This is a genomic window from Metabacillus arenae (assembly GCF_014773385.1).
GTDB classification, from domain to species: Bacteria; Bacillota; Bacilli; order Bacillales; family Bacillaceae; genus Metabacillus_D; species Metabacillus_D arenae.
In genome coordinates this window covers 167,025-185,447 of sequence record NZ_JACXAI010000002.1, presented here as the reverse complement: position 1 = coordinate 185,447, position 18,423 = coordinate 167,025, and the positions used below count along the sequence as shown (strand labels likewise).

The window sequence follows — 18,423 nt, the reverse complement described above, 5'->3', positions numbered from 1 at the left end:
AAATTAAATGATTTGGATTGTTTTTGCTACAGCAGTATTTAATATATTATTTGCTCTAATTAATAAAACAAAAAATTTTACTAGCTCTATGTTGTATAAGGTGATTCCGTTCTTTTTAGGATTAGGATGTCTATATTATTCATTGAAAATTTTGGGATTGATTTAAAACTTACTTTTTATAGAAAGATAGGAGGTCAAGACGTGATTAATATGATAGGAAATGAACAATTTATCATCCTTGATTATGGATTTAAAAATGGTAAAAGAGATTTTCAACTCCAGGTTAGAAATAATTGCCACGAACCAGAGGAGATGTTTAATTTTGATGGAACGCATTTAGAGGATCTTATAGAGTTATTAAAGACAGCGAATGATTTATACAATAAAATCTAATTAAAAAGAAGGTGACTTTAATGAAATGGCAGTTCAAAAAACTTTTATTAAAGGTCGCAATAATTACCCTAGCTTTAACCATAGCAGCAGTTACTATACAAAAAGCATATTTTAAAAATGAACAAAATGTAAATTCAGTCAAAATTATCGAACTCGATAAACAGATTTCAAATAGTGAGTTTATAATTTCGGAAGAAATGATTCTAGGTAAATTACAATCTAAAAGTGAAATTGTTTCAGTTGAGCAGGAAATCAATAAAACAGATACAAAAGTAGATGATGGCTTTCTCGGAAAGAGGGAGACTGAAATGAATGTTCATGGTTCTTACAAAATGGGCATTAGTACAAAGAATATACATATTGCAAATGTTGACAATGAGAATGGAACTGTTTATATCTCATTGGGAAATCCAGAATTGGTTAGCTTGGAGATTCCATTCAATGAAGTTGAGATTGAAAAAACAAGCGGATGGTTGAGACTTAGTATGTCAGAAGATGAAACCAAATCCTTTTACAAAAGTGTACATAAGAATATTGAGAATGAAATACTTAATGACAAAGAAATTATGTCACAAGCCAACTTAAACAATCAGCGTGTTATTAAAGAATTGTTAATTGGATTACCTGGAGTCAATGATATTATATTCTCAGAGGAGAGTGTGAAATGAGCTATAAAGAGCAAGTGATACAAACATATGTGGATTCAATGAAAGCTTATGGGATGAGTGAATTGAATATTAAGATTGCTAAGATGGCATTTGAAACTGGGTACGCAGCAGGTGTATTGGAAGGAAACAGCGAGGACAGACAGGATAGAATGGTTAAGTGTTTAATGTATGATAATAAAGTAAATTAATGATTTACATACTATATATAGTATGATTTGATCAATAGTACCACTACATATAGATTTATTTCTGAATAAAAACAACCTTTTATTGAGATTAATTTTTTATAAATAAATTTATTAAAAACACTTTACATAAATAAATTAATCATATATACTAAAAGTACCCCATAAAGAAAGGAGTTGAAATAATGAAAATACTAAAGCTCAGTAAGAAGGCATATAAACAGTATACCACTACAGTAAAGGGCAATGAAGATACTGATATGGATCAGGTAGCCAGGAAATTAACAAGAAATATCCAGATTGTCAAAGAAAAGGTTGAGCGACATAAATGGATGAAAGAAAAACTGATTCATGAATCAATGTTTTGGACTACATACTGTTATGGTGACTTACATATAAAAGTTTGGAATGGTAAAGTTATAAGAGTGAAAAACTTCCAAGGTGATAACGAGTTCGAGTTCTTTGTGCCAAAAAGAAGATATGAGCAGATTAGTAAGCAACTTAGAATAGAAGGTTACGAGAAGAAGTTTAGTAGAAAAAAGAATAATAGAAAATTTGTTTAAAAGGTGGTGAGAGTTATAGATTATATGAACAAGAGTTCACCGTAGGTTAAAGCAAATCTTTTATTGAAAATAACATATAAAAGTAAATTAATTATAAAATATAATGGAATATTAGGAGGAAATACATATATGGCAAATACTTTCGAAATCATTGGTAAATTATCTATCTCAAAAGAGAGTGAGAAATTTAAACCATATGAAGTAACATCTTATCCTAGTGGATGGGCTAAATCAAGATTGTTATTCAACGTACAATCTGCTGAAAATCGACACATGTTAACTAGTGAAGGAATGTATAAAGAAGATGGAACAGGATTTGTTTATTCTTTCACTAAAGGAGAAGTTGATCCAACAACTCATGAGCGTAAAAAAGGTGAAAAGATTCAAATTCCTTGGAAAGATCGAAATAAACCGGAAGTAATTGAAAATATTGCTGAATTTAAAAAGTTAGTAGTTGATTTAGAAAAGTACGGCAGACGATATGAATTAGAAAATGCATTAGAGAAACAAGAAAAAGGTATTCTTACAGAAGAAGAGTTATCTAAATTAGGTGTAGCAGATATTAAAGCTGCTTTAGAAGAAAGTAAAAAGAAACGTAAAGTATTCCTAGCTGAATATGATTACACTGAGTTTTTACAAAAATTAATTTCTTCTGGTAAAGTTGATAATAAATTATTTAAAGTCAGTGGAGATATTGTATGGAGCGAATACAACGGTAAAATTTACAAAAAGTTAGTTCCATCAAGAATTTATCTTGTAGATGACAATGAACCACAAACATCAACCGGACTAATTGAAATTTACTACAACAAAGATAGTTTAGATACTGCTAGCTTTGAAACTACTAAAAAACACTACGTAAATGGTTTTATCAGAAACTATGATAATCAACGTAAAGAAAATATTGCTTGCCCTGTACAGTTGGTAATTGACGGTTCAAAAGAAGGTGAAAAAGTAGAAAAATTTGTGAAAATTATGGAAAATCAATTCACTGTTGAGGATGATTCTTGGAAAGAGTTCGGTGTAAAAGTAAAGATTCTAGATGGAGCACAAAAAGCTGAAATTACTGAAGACATGCTAACTGATTTCCAAAAAGAAATGCTTGAATTAGAAGTAATCACAATGGATGATATTAGAAAAGAACTTGGCGGAGATGTTTATGGTGAAAAAGTCCAAGAAATGATCATTGTCAATGTATCTAGAGGATTTACAAAAGGACGTAAAGATACAGTTTATATCGATAGTGACTTTGAGATTAAATCAATTGTAAATACTCCAGAAGAAACTTCGAATGCGAATGATGAAGAAATTGGAGATGTCCTAGACGATTTAGATGATTTAGACATTATGTAAGTAATACATATAAAGACGTTAAAAATAAATTAATTATAAAAAAGGTGGTACTTAATAATATGGCGTTAAAAAAACCCTCGATTAATAAAATCTCTACAGATATCAAGGATTTAAGCATTTACTTGCGTTCACAAAAGAAATTTGGTAAATCTACTCTTGCTCGTGATGTAATTATTGAAAAATACGGTGATCCAGAAAAAGGATTACTTGTGGCATTAGGTGCTGAAATTGGTTTCAAATTACTCGATAACTTAAATGTTATACATATTGAAACTTATCAAGAGTTAATTGAATTGAAAAATTGGTTAATTAAAGAAAAAGGAAAAGAACATAATATCGAAATGGTTGTTTTCGATGTAGCCGAGGAAATAATTCCAATGTTTGAAAAAGAGGTCATTCGTTTATCGGTAATTGATACTAAAAAGCCTTGTAAATCTATTAATTCGGCATATGGAGGATACGGAGCCGGTCAATCGCAGGTTGTTGAACTAATTAAAAAGTACTTCTTGGAATTACAAAAAGCTTCATTTGGAGTATGGATGATTGGTCATACAAAATTTAGAACAATTAAAGAAAAAGGGAATATCGAGGAAGAAGGTTATATGCAATTAACTTCCAACTTACAATCAAACTATGAAGCTGCCTTCGGAGATGTATTCGATGTTACTCTAACTGGATATATTGACCGTGAAGTCGAAGAAGAAACTATTGGCGAAGGTGACAACGAAAAGAAAAGACGCAAAGCAACCGGTGAAGTTAGAAAACTATATTTACGCTCTACCACATTAATTGATGCGGGAGGTAGATTTGCAATGGGAGCAGTACCTGAATATATCGTCTTTGATAAACCAAATATGGCAAAAGAATTCATTGATATTGTAGAAAAAGGAATGGCTCTTTCTAAAACGGGAGCGTTGAATAATAAAGATGTTAAGGTAGTAGAACCCAAAAAAGAAATTGAAGAAGATTTGATTGATGGGGAAGAAGTAATCGTAGATGAAACTACAATTGAACCAGCGATTGATGTTGAACATAACAAAGAACTAAAGAAGCAAGTAGCTGGTAAATATAAAACAGCAACTACAGAGCAAAAACAACAAGTTAAAGAGATTTTAGGAAGATATGACGCTACAAAGTTAGATGAAACTAAACCTACTCAAATGTTTGAAGACATTTTAGCAATTCTTTAATAAGTAATATTAATAATTTAATAGGGAGATTCTTCTCCCTATATTCTTTAGGGAGGAGAATTTATGTTAGTTAAATGTAGAATTTGTAAAAATAAAATTGAACGAAATGAAGCTTATAAGGTTGTAGTAAAAAATAAAAATCAATATTACTGTAATGCTGAAGAATACTCCGATTGGAATAAAGAAAATGAAAGTAGAATGAAAGTTATAGATTTTGCTTTTGAAGTGTTAGGAGAGACAACTAACACTAGCTTGATGAAAGAACTGCAAGGTATTGCTAAAATACACACCTATAAAAAAATGATAAATTATTTGGAATCTGATGTTGAAAATATTGTGAATGCAATGGATAAACATTTTGAAAAAGAATATGCGAAAATAAGATATTTCACAGCGATTATTAAAAATTCAATTGGTGATTTTAGAGATAAAATAGAAGAGACGGATGAAGAGTTTATGGTAGAGTTGGATATCGTTGAAGAAGTAAAGTATACGCCAACTAAGAAGAAATCATTTTCTGACTTAATTGACGAATACTAGTATGGAGGAATATTATGAGTGTTTTTATAAGTGGAGTTACTGAGAAATACCCAAAAGAGCTTCTTGAAGGGAGAATTGGAGTCGAAGGAAATACAGTTTTTGGGTTCTGGAAAGATCCTAATTTATATAAAGAATATAAGGAAATAACTTCAGAAAACTTTTTAACAGAAGACGCAAGGTTTTACTTTACATTAGGACAACAAATGAGTAAATTGTACAATGTTTTTGATGAAGTATCTGTACTATCGTACTTAGGTGAAAATGAAATTTTAATGTCTGGGTTTAATGAAAGAGGAGGATATGATGTTATATTCAATACTATGGAGATGTTAAATTCCAATAACATTGAACAATATATAGACGTATTGAATAGGGAGAATATCCTTTTGAAGTTACATGAAGATGGTTTTAATTTATTAAATGAAATATACATAAACAATAAAGTAATCATACCAATTAAGTTATTGAGAAAAATGAGTGCTGCTGAAACATTACAATTTTATGAATCTAGAATTTCTAATATTGGGATCAGAGTTCGTTCTAATGATATGGAAATTAGTGATCTAGACATTGAGGATGATTTTGAAGAAAAATTAGAAGGTGGAATTTTAACAGGAATTCCTTTTGATATCGGTGGTTATTCTCAAAAGGATAATAAAGAAATATGGGCATCTCCAATTCTTTCAAACATTTCAATGGGAGTAAATAAAGGTGAGTTAACGCTCGTAGGTGGTTTTTCAGGTACAGGAAAAACGAGTATGGCTTTTTCAAACTTCGTCATGCCAATGGTTTATAGAGGGGAACAAGTTTGTATTACAGCAAATGAACAACGTAAATTAGCATGGCAAATTCTAATATTGGTGTATACATTGGTACATCATTTTAAATATTTCAACTTAACAAGAAAGAAAATTAAAGCTGGTAAATTCTCAAACGAAGATAAAAAAATGATTAAATTAGCAAAACAATATGTTAATAAAAACTATAAAAACAATATTAAATTCATTAAAACGTTTGATTACAATGTAAGGGATATTGTAAGAGAACAAAAAAGACTTCACCTGAATCATGGATATTCCGCATTTCTTTATGATACTTTTAAAGCCGAAGATTCTTCTGATATGGGATTGGCCAGAGGTTCTATGGTTGAAGATTCAAAAGCATTGTTTCAATTTGCATCTAAATATAATGTACCACAAATCATTACAGCGCAATTAGCGACATATCTGGAAAAAACTTCATGGGTAACTTCTCAGTGTTTATCAAGTAGTAAACAAACAAAAGAAGTATGTTCCGAGATATTCTTAATGAGAAAAGTAGTCAATGAAATTGAATTAAATCCAGAAAACAAGTATTACATGCGACCTTATAGATTAAAGAAAGATAATGGTAAATGGAAAAAGGATTTCTTTGAAATCGACCATACATTAGGTGGACAATTTAGAATAGTATTTGTAGATAAAACACGTAATGATGAAGATTCGAAAGCAATTCTTTACAAATACGATGGACATATAAATGTTTGGCATGAATTAGGATTCTGTTCTCCCTCAAGAATTGACTTTTTAAGATAGGGATGAAATATGCATGATTGAGTTGAAGAAAAGATTAATGAATAATCCACATCATATAGAATCCATATTGGAAGAATATGATTTTCATAACGTTAAAGTTGGAACAAGAGAAATAAGATGTTCTATTGATGAAGAAGGAAATGCCACTTCAATTAGAATTAAATTAAATGAAAACTTAACAAGTAACGATTTTGCTAGAGATATATACGGTGATCTTTTCAGTTTAATCATGAAATGTAAGAAAGTTGAATTAAAAGAAATAATTAGGACAGTAAAAAAAGAACTTGGAATATCTTACATAGATTTTAATAAAAACAAAAAAATATTCGGTGGATTTTATGACAATATAAGAAAAAGAAATAATAGTAGGATTGAACTTAAGCCTTATGAAGAAGATGTGTTAAATGAATACATAAACAAATATAACACTTTGTTCTTGAAAGATGGAATTAATTTATTAACACAAAAGAAATTTAAACTGGGTATCTGCCATTCAACATCAAGAATCGTAGTTCCCTGGTATTCTTATGAAGGATCTCTTATTGGGATTGAAGGTAGGTACATGGGAAATCATGAAAAAGATGAAGTTCCTAAATGGTTCCCACTAATAGCCTTTCCAAAGAGTCAAGCTTTGTTTGGTTACTATAATAACTACGAATATTTACAAAGCACTGAAGACATATACGTTGGAGAATCGTCTAAATTTGTAATGCAGCTTGATTCATGGGGAATTCATAAAGGAGTAGCTTTAGGTGGAAAAGCAATACATAATGAACAAATTAAACAATTATCTTGGTTAAATCCAAAAAGAATAATTTTATGTTTTGATGAAGGATTGGAAGAAGAATTGATAATCAATCAAGTTAATAAGGCAAAGGTTCTTCTTAAATTCTTCAATATGGAGGTCGGTTATGTGTCTGACAAAGAAAATAAAATACTTTCAAAAGGTAGTAAAAATTCACCAACCGATGTCGGGTTAGATAAATTCAAAGAATTAATTGAAAATTATGTCGTATGGGGTTGATTTAATGGAAGAAGAAAAGTATTCGTTTTCTCGTCTAGAAACATTTCACAATTGTAGAAGATTATATTATCACAACTATGTACAAAAAAACAGATCAGGAGATAACATTTATTCATTTCTTGGCACTGTAACGCATGAGTTAACACAAGGAATGGAGCAAGGTCATGAGACTAATGAATCTGCTACTAAAAAATTCATAGAAGCAGTTGATGATGCTGAGATGTTAGATTTACCTTGGATGAGTGAAAATGTTAAAAATAAATATGTGGATTGTATTGTCCATTTCTTAGAAAATTATAAACCCACAAACAATAACACTATTAGAATTGAGGATTATTTCGAGATTGATATTAACGGAATTATACTTAGGGGATACATAGATTTATGGTACAGAATCGGAATGGATATTTATGTAGTTGATTTAAAAACAAGTACAAAGTTTGCTAAAAAGGACTTACCGAAGAAATCAAGACAACTATTATTGTACGGTATACATTTGAGTGAGAAATATCCAGATTACAATATTATTCTTCAATTTAACATGCTCAAATATGTGTTAAGAAATGGAAAATTAGTTGAAAGGACTAAAATTGACCTCTTTGATGAATATGAAGATGGGATCGTTGACGTTGATTATTCTGAAGAAGCTGCAAATGAAGCAAAAGAATATGTTACTAATACAGTTAAGGAAATTAATCAAATTGACACGAGTAATATCGGAAATTGGCATATGGATAACGATCCTAATAAAGATTTCTTTTGTAGGAACCTTTGTAGCTATAGGGAAACATGTTTAGGAATGCTTAATAAGTAAATTTAATATAAAATTTAGAGGTGGTTTAATGGGTGAGATTTGGAAAGATGTAAGTGGATATGAAGGTAAATGCATGGTAAGTAATTTAGGTAATATTAAAAGTATTAAAAAAGATAAGATTCTTTCTCCTAAAAACAATCACGATGGATATTTAAGAATTCAATTATGGGAAAAATGTAAGGTGAAATTTGTTTCTATACATAGGTTAGTTGCTGAAGCATTTATTCCAAATCCAGAAAATAAACCTTTTGTTAATCATGTTAATGGAGTAAAGAATTGCAATACTGTAGAAAATTTAGAATGGGTGACACAACGTGAAAATATAAATCACGCTTGGGAAAATGGATTAAGTAAACCACAGATAAATGGTAAACATTCCAAATCAGTAGATCAGTTAGATTTAGGCGGTAATTATATAAAGACATTTCCTTCTACTATGGAAGTTGAAAGACAATTAGGAATTAATCATGTAAATATAAGTTCGGTGTGTAGGGGTAAGAAACATTGTAAAACAGCAGGTGGTTATAAATGGAGATATTCTTCAGGTGATACATATGAATAATCAACCAAAATTAATGTTTTATGATTTTGAAGTCCTGTCAAATTGTAAAGATGAAATTACCGGAAGAAGTTATTGGTGTGTAGTATTTATAGATTATGATAGTAAGAAAGGTAAAATAATTAAAAATAATGAAGATGAGTTAAGGAGATTCTATAATCTCACTAAGGAATATATATACGTAGGATATAATTGTCGCAGTTACGATCAACATATTTTCAAAGGTCTATTATTAGGAATGGACGCAGGATATGTCAATGATAAATTAATTGTAGAAGGAAAGAAAGGTTTTGAAATTGTTAGAGATGGTTTTAAAATACCATTTAACAATTTCGACATAATGCCTAACCCTCCAATTGGTTTAAAAACTCTTGAGGGATTCATGGGATCTAACATTAAAGAATCAAGCGTTCCTTTTAACATTGATAGACCTTTGACAGACGAAGAAGAAAAAGACTTAATTAGGTATTGTGCACATGATGTAAAAGAAACTGTAAAAGTATTCGATATTAGACGAGCAGAATTTGACAGTCAATTAGCTATCATAGATACTTTTGATTTAAGTATGAATCAATTTAACAAAACAAAAGCACAATTAGCTGGATTTACTTTAGGTGCTGAAAAACACCCTCATCGTGGGGATGAATTTGATATGATTGTTCCAGATACATTGGTATTGAATAAGTATAAACATGTGATTGATTGGTACATGAATCCTGAAAATCATAATTATAAAGCGAAGTTGAAATTTCATGTTAAAGATAGTGAATTAATACTTGGTTATGGTGGAGCACACGCTGCAATACCTAAATATAATGCCGAAGGTATCATTTTGTGTGCAGATGTGGCGAGTCTTTATCCATCATTGATGATTGAATATGGTTTCATGAGTAGAAATGTAAAAGATAAAGATAAATACAAACTGATTAGAGATGAGCGTTTAAGATTAAAAGCTTTGAAAGATCCTCGCCAACAACCCATGAAAATTATCCTTAACAGTACCTATGGTGCACTTAAGGATAAGTTTAATCCATTATATGATCCTTTACAGGCCAATAATGTGTGTTTAGCAGGACAATTACTCTTATTGGATTTAGTTGAAAAGGTTGAAGATCTCTGTGTTGTCAATAACATAAATACTGATGGACTATTCATGACAGTTAAGGATAGAGAAACTGTAGATAAGATAAAAGAAATAGCTGCTGAATGGGAAAAGAGAACAAGATTAGATTTAGAATGGGAAGAGTTTTCTAAAATTTATCAAAAGGATGTGAATAATTACATCATAATTAATGATAAAGGAAAATACAAAAGTAAAGGGGCTTGGCTTAAGTCACTTGATGATTTAGATTATGATCTACCAATTGTGAACAAAGCTTTGGTGAATTATTTTACTAAGAATGTTCCTTTAGAAGAAACAATAAATAATTGTAATGAACTTAGAGAATTTCAAAAGTTAGTCAAAGTTTCAAGTAAATATCTTTATGGTTTACATGGGGAAGAAAGATTATATGAAAAAGTATTAAGAGTATTTGCGGATAATCGTGAAAATGCTAAAGGAGTTTTTAAAGTAAAGTTAAAAATGAAAGATGGGTTAGAACAAGAAGTTCCAGAAAAAATAGGCAATACTCCAGATAAATGCTTCATTGACAATGACGATATCAAAGGTGTTAAAGTTCCTACTTATTTGGATAAAAATTATTATGTTGAGTTAGCGAAAGAACGACTAAATAATATTCTCGGAATTCCAAATAGAAAGAAAAAGAAGTCGAAAAAAGACGAACAGAAAAATGAGAAATAAGTTTACTAAATCTTAATAATAAAATATAATATAAATAAATTAATTACATAAATAAGGAGAGAAGAGAATGAGAATAGATGTAATGACAGATATTGAAACTTTAGGTACAAATTCAGATTCAACTATTATTCAAATTTCAGCTATTGCCTTTAACATTAACACAGGAGAATACATATCAGAATTTAATAAGATCGCAGATATAGCACTTAACAAGACTAATAATATCACAGGTGGTACATTAATTTGGTGGTTAAATACAAATAAAGAATTATTAACTGAACTCCTTAACGAAGGAGAGGGTTCCAGTGAAGAATTGTTGCAAAGTTTTAATGAATGGCTGTTAGAGTTAAGTTTAGATGGAGAAATTCATTTATGGGGTAATGGTATTTTATTTGACAACAAAATGATACAACATCAACTTGAGTCAATTGGTCTCAGATACCCTATTCACTATAAGAATGACAGAGATGTGCGCACAATAGTAGATCTTGCAAGTGCAAAACTTGGAATCACTGAAAAAGAATTGAAAGATAGATATATAGATGATTCATTGGTTCATCATAACGCATTTGATGATGTTAAGTATCAAATTAATTTAGTCGTTGGTTGCTATAATGAATTAATCAAACTCAATAAAAGATAAAATTTATTTAGATTATGAGTTTGAAAAACGGAGAATAAGAGAGTTTTAATTTAACAAAAAATTTAGGCGTAAGGAGGGATGAATTTGTTAAAGAATTTGATCTGGTTTTTTAAGTCAGACATACAACTTAAAACAGATACTTGTTGGTATGGAAAAGATGAAAAAATTGAAGGGTTTTATTTTTACTCTAAACGGCCATTTTCAAAATCATACCAATATCACAGTGTTATCGGTTTAAATTACACTTACGATTTACTCTTCCTTATACAAGATGCTATTAAAAATAAACGTAAAGCGGTATTGATTGAGGTTAGCTCAGGTTACGGTATAGAAAAAGTTTATATGTATAAAAGCAGTCTGAAGAAAGCGGAAAAACAAATGCTTAAATTGATCAAGGAAATACAAGAACAGTATTAATATTACATAGTAATACGCTTAAAAAAAGTAAATTAATTATACATAAAAAGGTAGGTGGTGAAGCCTCACTCGCAAAGAGGCTTACATTATGATTAAAAAACAACATCGGGTAACAACAGGTATTATTGCTGCACTATTGATTTCAAATGGTGTAATTGCTTGGCAATATAATCAAGAGACTGATTCATTACATAAGAAGTTAGAAAGTAAAACTGAGCAATATGAGAAGTTACAAATAAATTATACAAATAAAATTGAATTGTTAGAAAGAAAAGAAACTGAGATTAAGAGTCAAACAGGAAAGATTAATCAGTTGAAAGATGAGAATGAGAGTTTAAATGAAACTGTTACTAAGCAAAAAGAGGATATCAGTAAGCTAAAAGAACAGTTGGAGCAGGCTAGAGATAGGGAGTCATCCTCACCCTAACGATAATAAGAGAGTTTTAAATGTGGAAGCTACATATTATACTGCATTTTGTAATGAAGGTTGTATAGGTATAACTGCTACAGGTCACGATGTATCTAATACTATTTACAGAGATGGGTATAGAATTATTGCTGTAGATACCGATCTGATAAAACTGCATTCAATAGTTAAAGTTGAAACTGAGACAGAAACATTTACTGCAATAGCGTCTGACACTGGTGGAGCTATTCAGGGAAAAATTGTTGATGTACTAGTTGCTAGTAAATCAGAAGCCATTAAACTAGGAAGGCAAAAAGCAAAATTAACTATTTTAAGAGAAGGGAAGTGAAATTAATGCCAAAATATTTTACATTTGAAATTGGCGACATGGTTATTGTAAACGACCATTCTAAAAATCAAATTCCTTACGAAGTGGGGAAGAAAGGACAAATTATATCCACTCTAGAGGTTTCACAGTATGACTACGAAGTATTATTAGAAAACGGGACACTATGTAGGTTCCGTGAAATCGAATTAAATAAACTGTATAAATAAATTAAACAAAATAAAGGCGGTGGATTAATTGTTTGAAGTAGGTGAGCAAATTCAACTAATACATACAGGGGAACCAGGAAAAGTATTAATGATCGATCATCAACATGAGCAAGTGGAGATTGAGTTTAGAGATAAGAGTGCAGCAGTACATAATTTTAAGCAAATTGAGAAGGTGGAACATTGTCAAAATTAATAATCTTCATGGGAGCTAGTGGATCAGGAAAATCGGAAATTCAACATTCATTACCTATTGATTTTATGACTAATTGTACTACAAGAGCATTAAGAGATGGAGAAATTGACGGTTATCACATTAAACAGGTGAGTGAAGAAGAGTTTTTAAAATTAGAAATTGAAGGATTCTTTTTTGAAACAAATAAATATGCAGGGAACTATTATGGGACACCAAAACATAAAATTGATGAATTAATTAATGGAAAACCTTATCATTGCACAAAAGATATAAATGGCATGAGAGCGTTAAAGGGTAAATTAGGTGATAAGGCAGTTTCAATATATATAAAACCTCCGTCTATTGATGAATTAAAAAGACGTATGCTTATTCGTGGTGATAAGGAAATTGATATTGCTAGAAGAATTAAACACTTAGAAGAAACCGATGAATTTGAAAATGAGAAATTTGCGGATTATGTGATTGTTAATGATGATTTAAAAGAAGCACAACTAGAAGCACATAAAATTGTTATTAAAGAATTATTGAAATCAATATCAAATGGAGAGTGACTGAATGAAAACAAATTTCTTCGAAGAGTTAAAAAAGTTTGTAATAGATGAACATAAAGATGATAAATATTTTCTTCAGTATATAAGGTACTATGAAACACTGCTTCAAAACAAAGATGTATTACAACCTTTATTGAGTGATTTAGAAAACTGGAAAATGGATATTCATTTTGAAAATGATAAGACAGAAGGCTATACATATGGGAAATGGTTATTTTATCTATGGGAATATAATGGAGAAGAGCCGAATGATGAGTATGACTTTTTTAATTGTGCATACGATCAAAAATCACCAGATTATTATTATGAAATTAAGCTAACAAGAGATCAGCGACTTTGGGGATTTTGCCAATGCATTCCAGATATGGAACTCTATAATGAAAAACATGAATGTTGTGGAAATGGTTGTGATTGGACAGCACCCTCATTCATTCTTAGTAAGGTTGAAGAAAAATACGGTAAATTCAAAGGTAAAGAACGCGATATATGGGAATTAGAAGAAAAGTGGAGCGAATATCTTGAGTCTTATGATAATAAGGTTAAGGAAAGTAAATTGAAAAGTATTGATGAGCAGATTAAAAGACTAGAAGAAGAGAAGAATAAGTTCATTAACAAATAAATTATAAATAAAACAACTACATATAGTGTATAACTTAAATAAAAACCACTATATGTAGTATCTAAATTTAAATAAAATATGTGTTTTATTTAAATGAAAAGGAGAATGGAAATGGGATTTAAGTTACCTGAAAAATATAGGCAAAAACAACAAGAAATTTATGATTTAAAATATGTAATTTTTGGTGAAAAAGAAATTCATATCAGTGAATTAGAAGATAAGACAGTCACTCCTGAGATGCAAAGTCAAATGAGAATGAACTCATACGCTCAAGAAGATTTACCACCTAAACTTACAGATGAAGCATTATTAAAAATGACTAAGCGTTTTCTAGGTCAGTGTTCGCAGCCAAGATTTCCTTGTACGACATATAATGAGGCTTTAATACATACGATTGTTCCAGAATTAGTCAAGAGATTAGAAGAAAATTTTAAATGAAATCAAATTTTTATTTAAAGTTATATAGATAAAATAAACGTAATATAGGAGTGGTTCAATGAACGTATTGTCATTATTTGATGGAATCAGCTGCGGTCAAGTAGCACTGGAACGTACAGGAATAAAAGTAGATAACTATTTTGCTAGTGAGATTAATGAAGACTCAATGAAGGTAGCTAAACACAATTATCCTAATATAAAACATATTGGTGACGTAACTAAATTAAATGAAGAATTCCTTAAACAACTTCCAAAAATAGATTTACTTATTGGAGGAAGTCCATGTCAGGGTTTATCAAAAGCAAAGTCAGGTAGAAAAAACTTAGATGATCCACGTAGTAAATTATTTTATAAATATGTGGAAATTAGAGATTGGCTGCTTAAATACAATAATCCGAACTTAAAGTATTTATTAGAGAATGTTAAACCAGATAAAGAAACAAAGGAAATAATGAATGAAGAAATGGGTGTGCAACCCATCGAGATGAATAGTGTTTTAGTTTCAGCGCAAAGACGTATTCGGTTATACTGGACAAATATTGAAGGAATAATTCAACCCGATGATAAGCAGTTGAAAATTAAAGATATTATTTACGATAATACATATAAAATAAAAACAATGGATGATCAAAAGCTATTAGAGACAGTGAGATTCAGTAAGAATTATGTTAAATGGGATACTAGTTATAAAGGACATTACTCACAAGCAAACAGAGCTTACTTTATTGATGGAACTATGTGCACTGTACCTAAATCAAGAGCAAGTAGTAAATTAAACATATGGTTAGGAAATAATTCATACAGAAGAATTCATCCAATTGAAGCTGAAAGATTACAGACGTTACCTTATAACTACACAAAGATCGTTGAAACAAATAATGATGACGTGAGAGTAGGGTTAGTTGGCGATGGCTGGACTGTAGATGTAATTGCTCATATATTCAGTTTTATGAAAGAACAAATTATACATAGTGAATCAAATAAAGATATACATAAAGCATCATAATTTAGTAATACATAACTAAATAAATGAATCCATTTATTTAGAAAAGAGGTGAAAATAAGTGGAACTAATTTACGCTCATCCTTGGTGGACGACATTTTGGTTAATTATTATATTCGGATGCATTAGTGAAATTAAGATAGGCGGCAGGAAGTGAAAAGAAATCTGAATAATATTTACATTTTAATTAAAAATAAAAAACAAAATTGGAGGATTAATATATGAATTACATCACACAAGAAGAAGTAGATAATACGTTTTTAGGTCAAGTGGCAGAAAAGGAGCAGTTTATTGAGGAAAACAAAGAAGAATGGTTAAAAATAGGATCAGAACTTCAAAACAAGCGCTTAGAATTAGGAATTTCAGTTTCACAGTTAAGTAAATTATTAGGTACATCTGATACTAGAATTAGAAATTTTGAATCTGGTGAGCCTGTTATGATGTCTAATCACTTGATTAGCACTTATAAACTTGCCTTAGAATTAACTAAAATGAAACAAGAACAGAAATTAGCAAATTTCACATTATAATAAATTAAACAAAAATAAAAGGGGATGAAGGGATGAAATTTTCAATTGGTGAAAAGGTTGTGATTGGCAAAGATGTAATTGGGACTGTTGAACAAGTAGAAGAAAGAAAGTTTTATTATAAAGATGGAAGAGAAAGTTCAACATATAAGTATTTGGTTCAATATGAGGAACCGTGGAAGAAAGATTGGTATGCCGAAGACAAAATTGAACATTATCTTAACGATGAGATTTCAGTCAACAAGGTACTCATCAACGTAAACTTGTTGTGCAATTTGCCACTTGCTAAACAACTAAAATATGAAAATGATCAATTAGAAGAAACAAAGAAAAGAATACAAGGCTAAAGTTTTTAAATAGAAAGGTAGGACATTAGTGAAGAAGTATTTCGTAAGATGTTGCTCTCAGAACGATCAAAACATAACACTTAAGGTTAAAGCTGAGAGCGAGGATATAGTAAGAGAGATAGTATTTAATACATATAATGTGAAAAAGGTATTTAACATAAGCGAGGAAGCACCAAAGGTTAATTATGAACGGGGAAGGAAACATTCTTCTCCACATATTATTCAGCGCAAAGGTAAATATTTGACGGTATTTTGTTGAGGGAGGTGGGTAAATGGTCAAAACAGGTGCAACTGACGAAGGTAAACAATTAATTAGAGATTCTGCTGAAAAAGCAAAATTGAAATTGTATGAACTAGAAGAATACTTAGTAAACGAAGTTACATTTACTGATCCAGGGAAATATGGGAAAGTTGATGAGTATCTGACTAAAGTATCATTACTACTCAGAGAAATTGATGAAAATACATATTTAATATAAATAAATTAATCATAAAAACATGTTGACAAAAATAAATTTATCATTTATATTAAAGATAACAAATAAACGAGAGTGGTAAATGAATCCACTCTCTATAACTAGGAGATGATATAAGTGATGGAAATTGTCAAAATTATAATGTGTTTAATGATTGGTGGAACCGTAGGAGCATTTATCATGGCAATTATTGCAGGAGGTAATAAAAAAAGTTATCCTCCATTTGAGAAAAGGAGAAATTAGTGGAAAAGATATGTGATCTTTGTAAAAAATATTGCAACGAAAATGTTCATGGAATATACATCTACGATGCGAATCATAAAGACAGAATTGAACTAACAGGTCATGAGAGTTGTGTTGAGGGAGTTTATACAAAAGTTAAGTTGATTGAGAAAGCATTGCCACTTGATAAAGTAATTGAATATTTAGGGATAGAGGTGAAATGATGGAGCTTAAATTAGATGAAAGGTTTTCCATAAAGAGCGATAAGCTGAATTTCATATTGCAGAGATTTGATGACATAAAAGACAAATCAACTGGAGAGGTAATTAAGCAGGATTGGAAGGATATTGGTTATTATGGGGACTTATCACATGCAATTAAGCGTTATGCCTCAGAGAAGATTAAAGAGATTGATAGTGTGGAAGTAAATGAATTAAACAATAAGTTAGAAGAATTAAAGATACATATAGAAAAAGTTGTGAAGAAAGAGAATATTATTCTGAAGATAAAGGAGTGAAAAATATGTACGCTGATAATCAATTTTTAACTGCACTAGCAAATAAGCTAATGGAAATGTCAGAAAATTGCATTGATGTAGATACTCAATTGGAATTGAATGAGCTTATTGAAAAGACTGTCGAACAAATAAGTGTCCAGTCTAAATAAAAACAAATTTTATAATTTAACACCAAAAGATAATAAAGAATCTATGGAAGCAAGAGATAGAGCTTGGAAAGAAGATTAATATCGAATTTAGACATAAATAACGAAGTAAATTAAAGGAGGAATTACAAGTGAAAGCATTTGTAACTATTGAATTGGAGATTCCATTTTCGGACGAGGAGACAAAAGAAATGGACGAAGGTTTAAAAAAACAAGGTAAAACTTTTAAATATCACGTATCCGAACAGTTTGAATCTTTGCTTGTAAATGAAGCAGATATACCCACGGAAGCTATAAAAAATATTGAAATTAACAGAGTTGATTAGTGAGTATTTAGAAGAATTAGACAAAAATTGCGAAGTAAAGGAGAGGACTAAAATGCAAGAAGTAATACGCTGTGAAAAGTGTAATGAATATGTGGACTATAAAAGACATTGGGACTTAAAAAATAATTGCTGTGATAAATGCAATAAGGAAGTTAAATGAACAATTCGCTTAAATTTAGACGTAAGACACATTTATAAATATACAATAATACTTAAATTATACACTAAATATACATAATAAATGTATATTTATACGATAAATTTTCAATAAAAGATTACTTTTATATAGAATGCGAGGTGAATGATAAATGAATACAGAGAATTTCTCTTATCAAGATATTCAAAATGCTATTGAAGAATATATGGAATCTAA

At 30.0% G+C, this 18,423-nt stretch carries 31 protein-coding genes; all 31 read left to right on the top strand.

What is annotated here, in order from left to right:
• The first annotated feature begins 7 nt into the window (after positions 1-7).
• The 31 genes from IC621_RS02550 (at position 8) to IC621_RS02405 (ending at position 18,050) form a co-directional block, all read left to right on the top strand.
• Positions 8-166: a hypothetical protein gene (locus IC621_RS02550; protein ID WP_191155412.1), complete on the top strand. Its 159-nt coding sequence runs from the start codon at positions 8-10 to the stop codon at positions 164-166.
• A 35-nt stretch (positions 167-201) separates the two neighbouring features.
• Positions 202-393: a hypothetical protein gene (locus IC621_RS02545; protein WP_191155410.1), complete on the top strand. Its 192-nt coding sequence runs from the start codon at positions 202-204 to the stop codon at positions 391-393.
• Positions 394-413: 20 nt separating this feature from the next.
• The gene (locus IC621_RS02540; RefSeq protein ID WP_191155408.1) at positions 414-1,061 is read left to right on the top strand and encodes a DUF4230 domain-containing protein; all 648 of its coding nucleotides are present in this window, start codon (positions 414-416) and stop codon (positions 1,059-1,061) included.
• Positions 1,058-1,249, top strand: a complete 192-nt coding sequence (locus IC621_RS02535) for a hypothetical protein (protein WP_191155406.1) — start codon at positions 1,058-1,060, stop codon at positions 1,247-1,249. Before IC621_RS02540 ends, IC621_RS02535 begins: the two co-directional genes overlap by 4 nt.
• Before the next feature lie 182 nt (positions 1,250-1,431).
• Positions 1,432-1,809 (top strand): hypothetical protein, encoded by a 378-nt coding sequence (locus IC621_RS02530; protein WP_191155405.1) that lies wholly within the window; start codon positions 1,432-1,434, stop codon positions 1,807-1,809.
• A gap of 129 nt (positions 1,810-1,938) precedes the next feature.
• Complete coding sequence (locus IC621_RS02525; protein ID WP_191155403.1) at positions 1,939-3,162, top strand: hypothetical protein; 1,224 nt, start codon at positions 1,939-1,941, stop codon at positions 3,160-3,162.
• A gap of 59 nt (positions 3,163-3,221) precedes the next feature.
• On the top strand, positions 3,222-4,352 hold the full coding sequence (locus IC621_RS02520) for an AAA family ATPase (protein ID WP_191155401.1): 1,131 nt from the start codon (positions 3,222-3,224) through the stop codon (positions 4,350-4,352).
• A 63-nt stretch (positions 4,353-4,415) separates the two neighbouring features.
• On the top strand, positions 4,416-4,892 hold the full coding sequence (locus tag IC621_RS02515) for a hypothetical protein (RefSeq protein ID WP_191155399.1): 477 nt from the start codon (positions 4,416-4,418) through the stop codon (positions 4,890-4,892).
• A 14-nt stretch (positions 4,893-4,906) separates the two neighbouring features.
• Entirely contained in the window at positions 4,907-6,466 is a 1,560-nt protein-coding gene (locus IC621_RS02510) for a DnaB-like helicase C-terminal domain-containing protein (RefSeq protein ID WP_191155397.1), read from the top strand.
• 13 nt (positions 6,467-6,479) lie between these two features.
• Positions 6,480-7,490: a hypothetical protein gene (locus IC621_RS02505; RefSeq protein ID WP_191155395.1), complete on the top strand. Its 1,011-nt coding sequence runs from the start codon at positions 6,480-6,482 to the stop codon at positions 7,488-7,490.
• A 4-nt stretch (positions 7,491-7,494) separates the two neighbouring features.
• Complete coding sequence (locus IC621_RS02500; protein ID WP_191155393.1) at positions 7,495-8,304, top strand: PD-(D/E)XK nuclease family protein; 810 nt, start codon at positions 7,495-7,497, stop codon at positions 8,302-8,304.
• Between the two features lie 28 nt (positions 8,305-8,332).
• Positions 8,333-8,866 (top strand): NUMOD4 domain-containing protein, encoded by a 534-nt coding sequence (locus tag IC621_RS02495; protein ID WP_191155391.1) that lies wholly within the window; start codon positions 8,333-8,335, stop codon positions 8,864-8,866.
• The gene (locus IC621_RS02490) at positions 8,859-10,664 is read left to right on the top strand and encodes a hypothetical protein (protein ID WP_224752271.1); all 1,806 of its coding nucleotides are present in this window, start codon (positions 8,859-8,861) and stop codon (positions 10,662-10,664) included. Before IC621_RS02495 ends, IC621_RS02490 begins: the two co-directional genes overlap by 8 nt.
• A gap of 67 nt (positions 10,665-10,731) precedes the next feature.
• Positions 10,732-11,307 carry a 3'-5' exonuclease gene (locus IC621_RS02485; RefSeq protein ID WP_191155389.1) on the top strand — a complete coding sequence of 192 codons (576 nt, stop codon included), beginning with the start codon at positions 10,732-10,734 and terminating at the stop codon, positions 11,305-11,307.
• 84 nt (positions 11,308-11,391) lie between these two features.
• Complete coding sequence (locus tag IC621_RS02480) at positions 11,392-11,724, top strand: hypothetical protein (RefSeq protein WP_191155387.1); 333 nt, start codon at positions 11,392-11,394, stop codon at positions 11,722-11,724.
• 88 nt (positions 11,725-11,812) lie between these two features.
• Positions 11,813-12,151: a hypothetical protein gene (locus IC621_RS02475; RefSeq protein ID WP_191155385.1), complete on the top strand. Its 339-nt coding sequence runs from the start codon at positions 11,813-11,815 to the stop codon at positions 12,149-12,151.
• A gap of 22 nt (positions 12,152-12,173) precedes the next feature.
• Positions 12,174-12,479 (top strand): 3D domain-containing protein, encoded by a 306-nt coding sequence (locus IC621_RS26955; RefSeq protein ID WP_191155383.1) that lies wholly within the window; start codon positions 12,174-12,176, stop codon positions 12,477-12,479.
• Between the two features lie 5 nt (positions 12,480-12,484).
• Complete coding sequence (locus IC621_RS02465; RefSeq protein WP_191155381.1) at positions 12,485-12,685, top strand: YorP family protein; 201 nt, start codon at positions 12,485-12,487, stop codon at positions 12,683-12,685.
• 28 nt (positions 12,686-12,713) lie between these two features.
• Complete coding sequence (locus IC621_RS02460; protein ID WP_191155379.1) at positions 12,714-12,878, top strand: hypothetical protein; 165 nt, start codon at positions 12,714-12,716, stop codon at positions 12,876-12,878.
• Positions 12,866-13,429, top strand: a complete 564-nt coding sequence (locus tag IC621_RS02455) for a guanylate kinase (protein WP_191155377.1) — start codon at positions 12,866-12,868, stop codon at positions 13,427-13,429. The genes IC621_RS02460 and IC621_RS02455 overlap by 13 nt, the downstream gene beginning before the upstream one ends.
• 4 nt (positions 13,430-13,433) lie before the next feature.
• Positions 13,434-14,048: a hypothetical protein gene (locus IC621_RS02450; RefSeq protein WP_191155375.1), complete on the top strand. Its 615-nt coding sequence runs from the start codon at positions 13,434-13,436 to the stop codon at positions 14,046-14,048.
• Between the two features lie 111 nt (positions 14,049-14,159).
• A complete protein-coding gene (locus IC621_RS02445) occupies positions 14,160-14,486 on the top strand; it encodes a hypothetical protein (RefSeq protein ID WP_191155374.1) in 327 nt (108 codons plus the stop codon).
• A gap of 58 nt (positions 14,487-14,544) precedes the next feature.
• On the top strand, positions 14,545-15,492 hold the full coding sequence (locus tag IC621_RS02440; protein ID WP_191155373.1) for a DNA cytosine methyltransferase: 948 nt from the start codon (positions 14,545-14,547) through the stop codon (positions 15,490-15,492).
• 218 nt (positions 15,493-15,710) lie between these two features.
• Positions 15,711-16,019: a helix-turn-helix domain-containing protein gene (locus IC621_RS02435; RefSeq protein ID WP_191155372.1), complete on the top strand. Its 309-nt coding sequence runs from the start codon at positions 15,711-15,713 to the stop codon at positions 16,017-16,019.
• A 32-nt stretch (positions 16,020-16,051) separates the two neighbouring features.
• Complete coding sequence (locus IC621_RS02430) at positions 16,052-16,363, top strand: hypothetical protein (RefSeq protein WP_191155371.1); 312 nt, start codon at positions 16,052-16,054, stop codon at positions 16,361-16,363.
• 272 nt (positions 16,364-16,635) lie between these two features.
• Complete coding sequence (locus tag IC621_RS02425) at positions 16,636-16,842, top strand: hypothetical protein (protein WP_191155370.1); 207 nt, start codon at positions 16,636-16,638, stop codon at positions 16,840-16,842.
• Positions 16,843-16,956: 114 nt separating this feature from the next.
• Complete coding sequence (locus IC621_RS26810) at positions 16,957-17,082, top strand: hypothetical protein (protein ID WP_263575977.1); 126 nt, start codon at positions 16,957-16,959, stop codon at positions 17,080-17,082.
• A complete protein-coding gene (locus tag IC621_RS02420) occupies positions 17,082-17,285 on the top strand; it encodes a hypothetical protein (RefSeq protein WP_191155369.1) in 204 nt (67 codons plus the stop codon). The genes IC621_RS26810 and IC621_RS02420 overlap by 1 nt, the downstream gene beginning before the upstream one ends.
• Positions 17,282-17,578, top strand: a complete 297-nt coding sequence (locus tag IC621_RS02415) for a hypothetical protein (RefSeq protein WP_191155368.1) — start codon at positions 17,282-17,284, stop codon at positions 17,576-17,578. Before IC621_RS02420 ends, IC621_RS02415 begins: the two co-directional genes overlap by 4 nt.
• Before the next feature lie 5 nt (positions 17,579-17,583).
• Positions 17,584-17,727 (top strand): hypothetical protein, encoded by a 144-nt coding sequence (locus IC621_RS02410; RefSeq protein ID WP_191155367.1) that lies wholly within the window; start codon positions 17,584-17,586, stop codon positions 17,725-17,727.
• A gap of 128 nt (positions 17,728-17,855) precedes the next feature.
• The gene (locus tag IC621_RS02405) at positions 17,856-18,050 is read left to right on the top strand and encodes a hypothetical protein (RefSeq protein WP_191155365.1); all 195 of its coding nucleotides are present in this window, start codon (positions 17,856-17,858) and stop codon (positions 18,048-18,050) included.
• Positions 18,051-18,423: the final 373 nt, after the last annotated feature.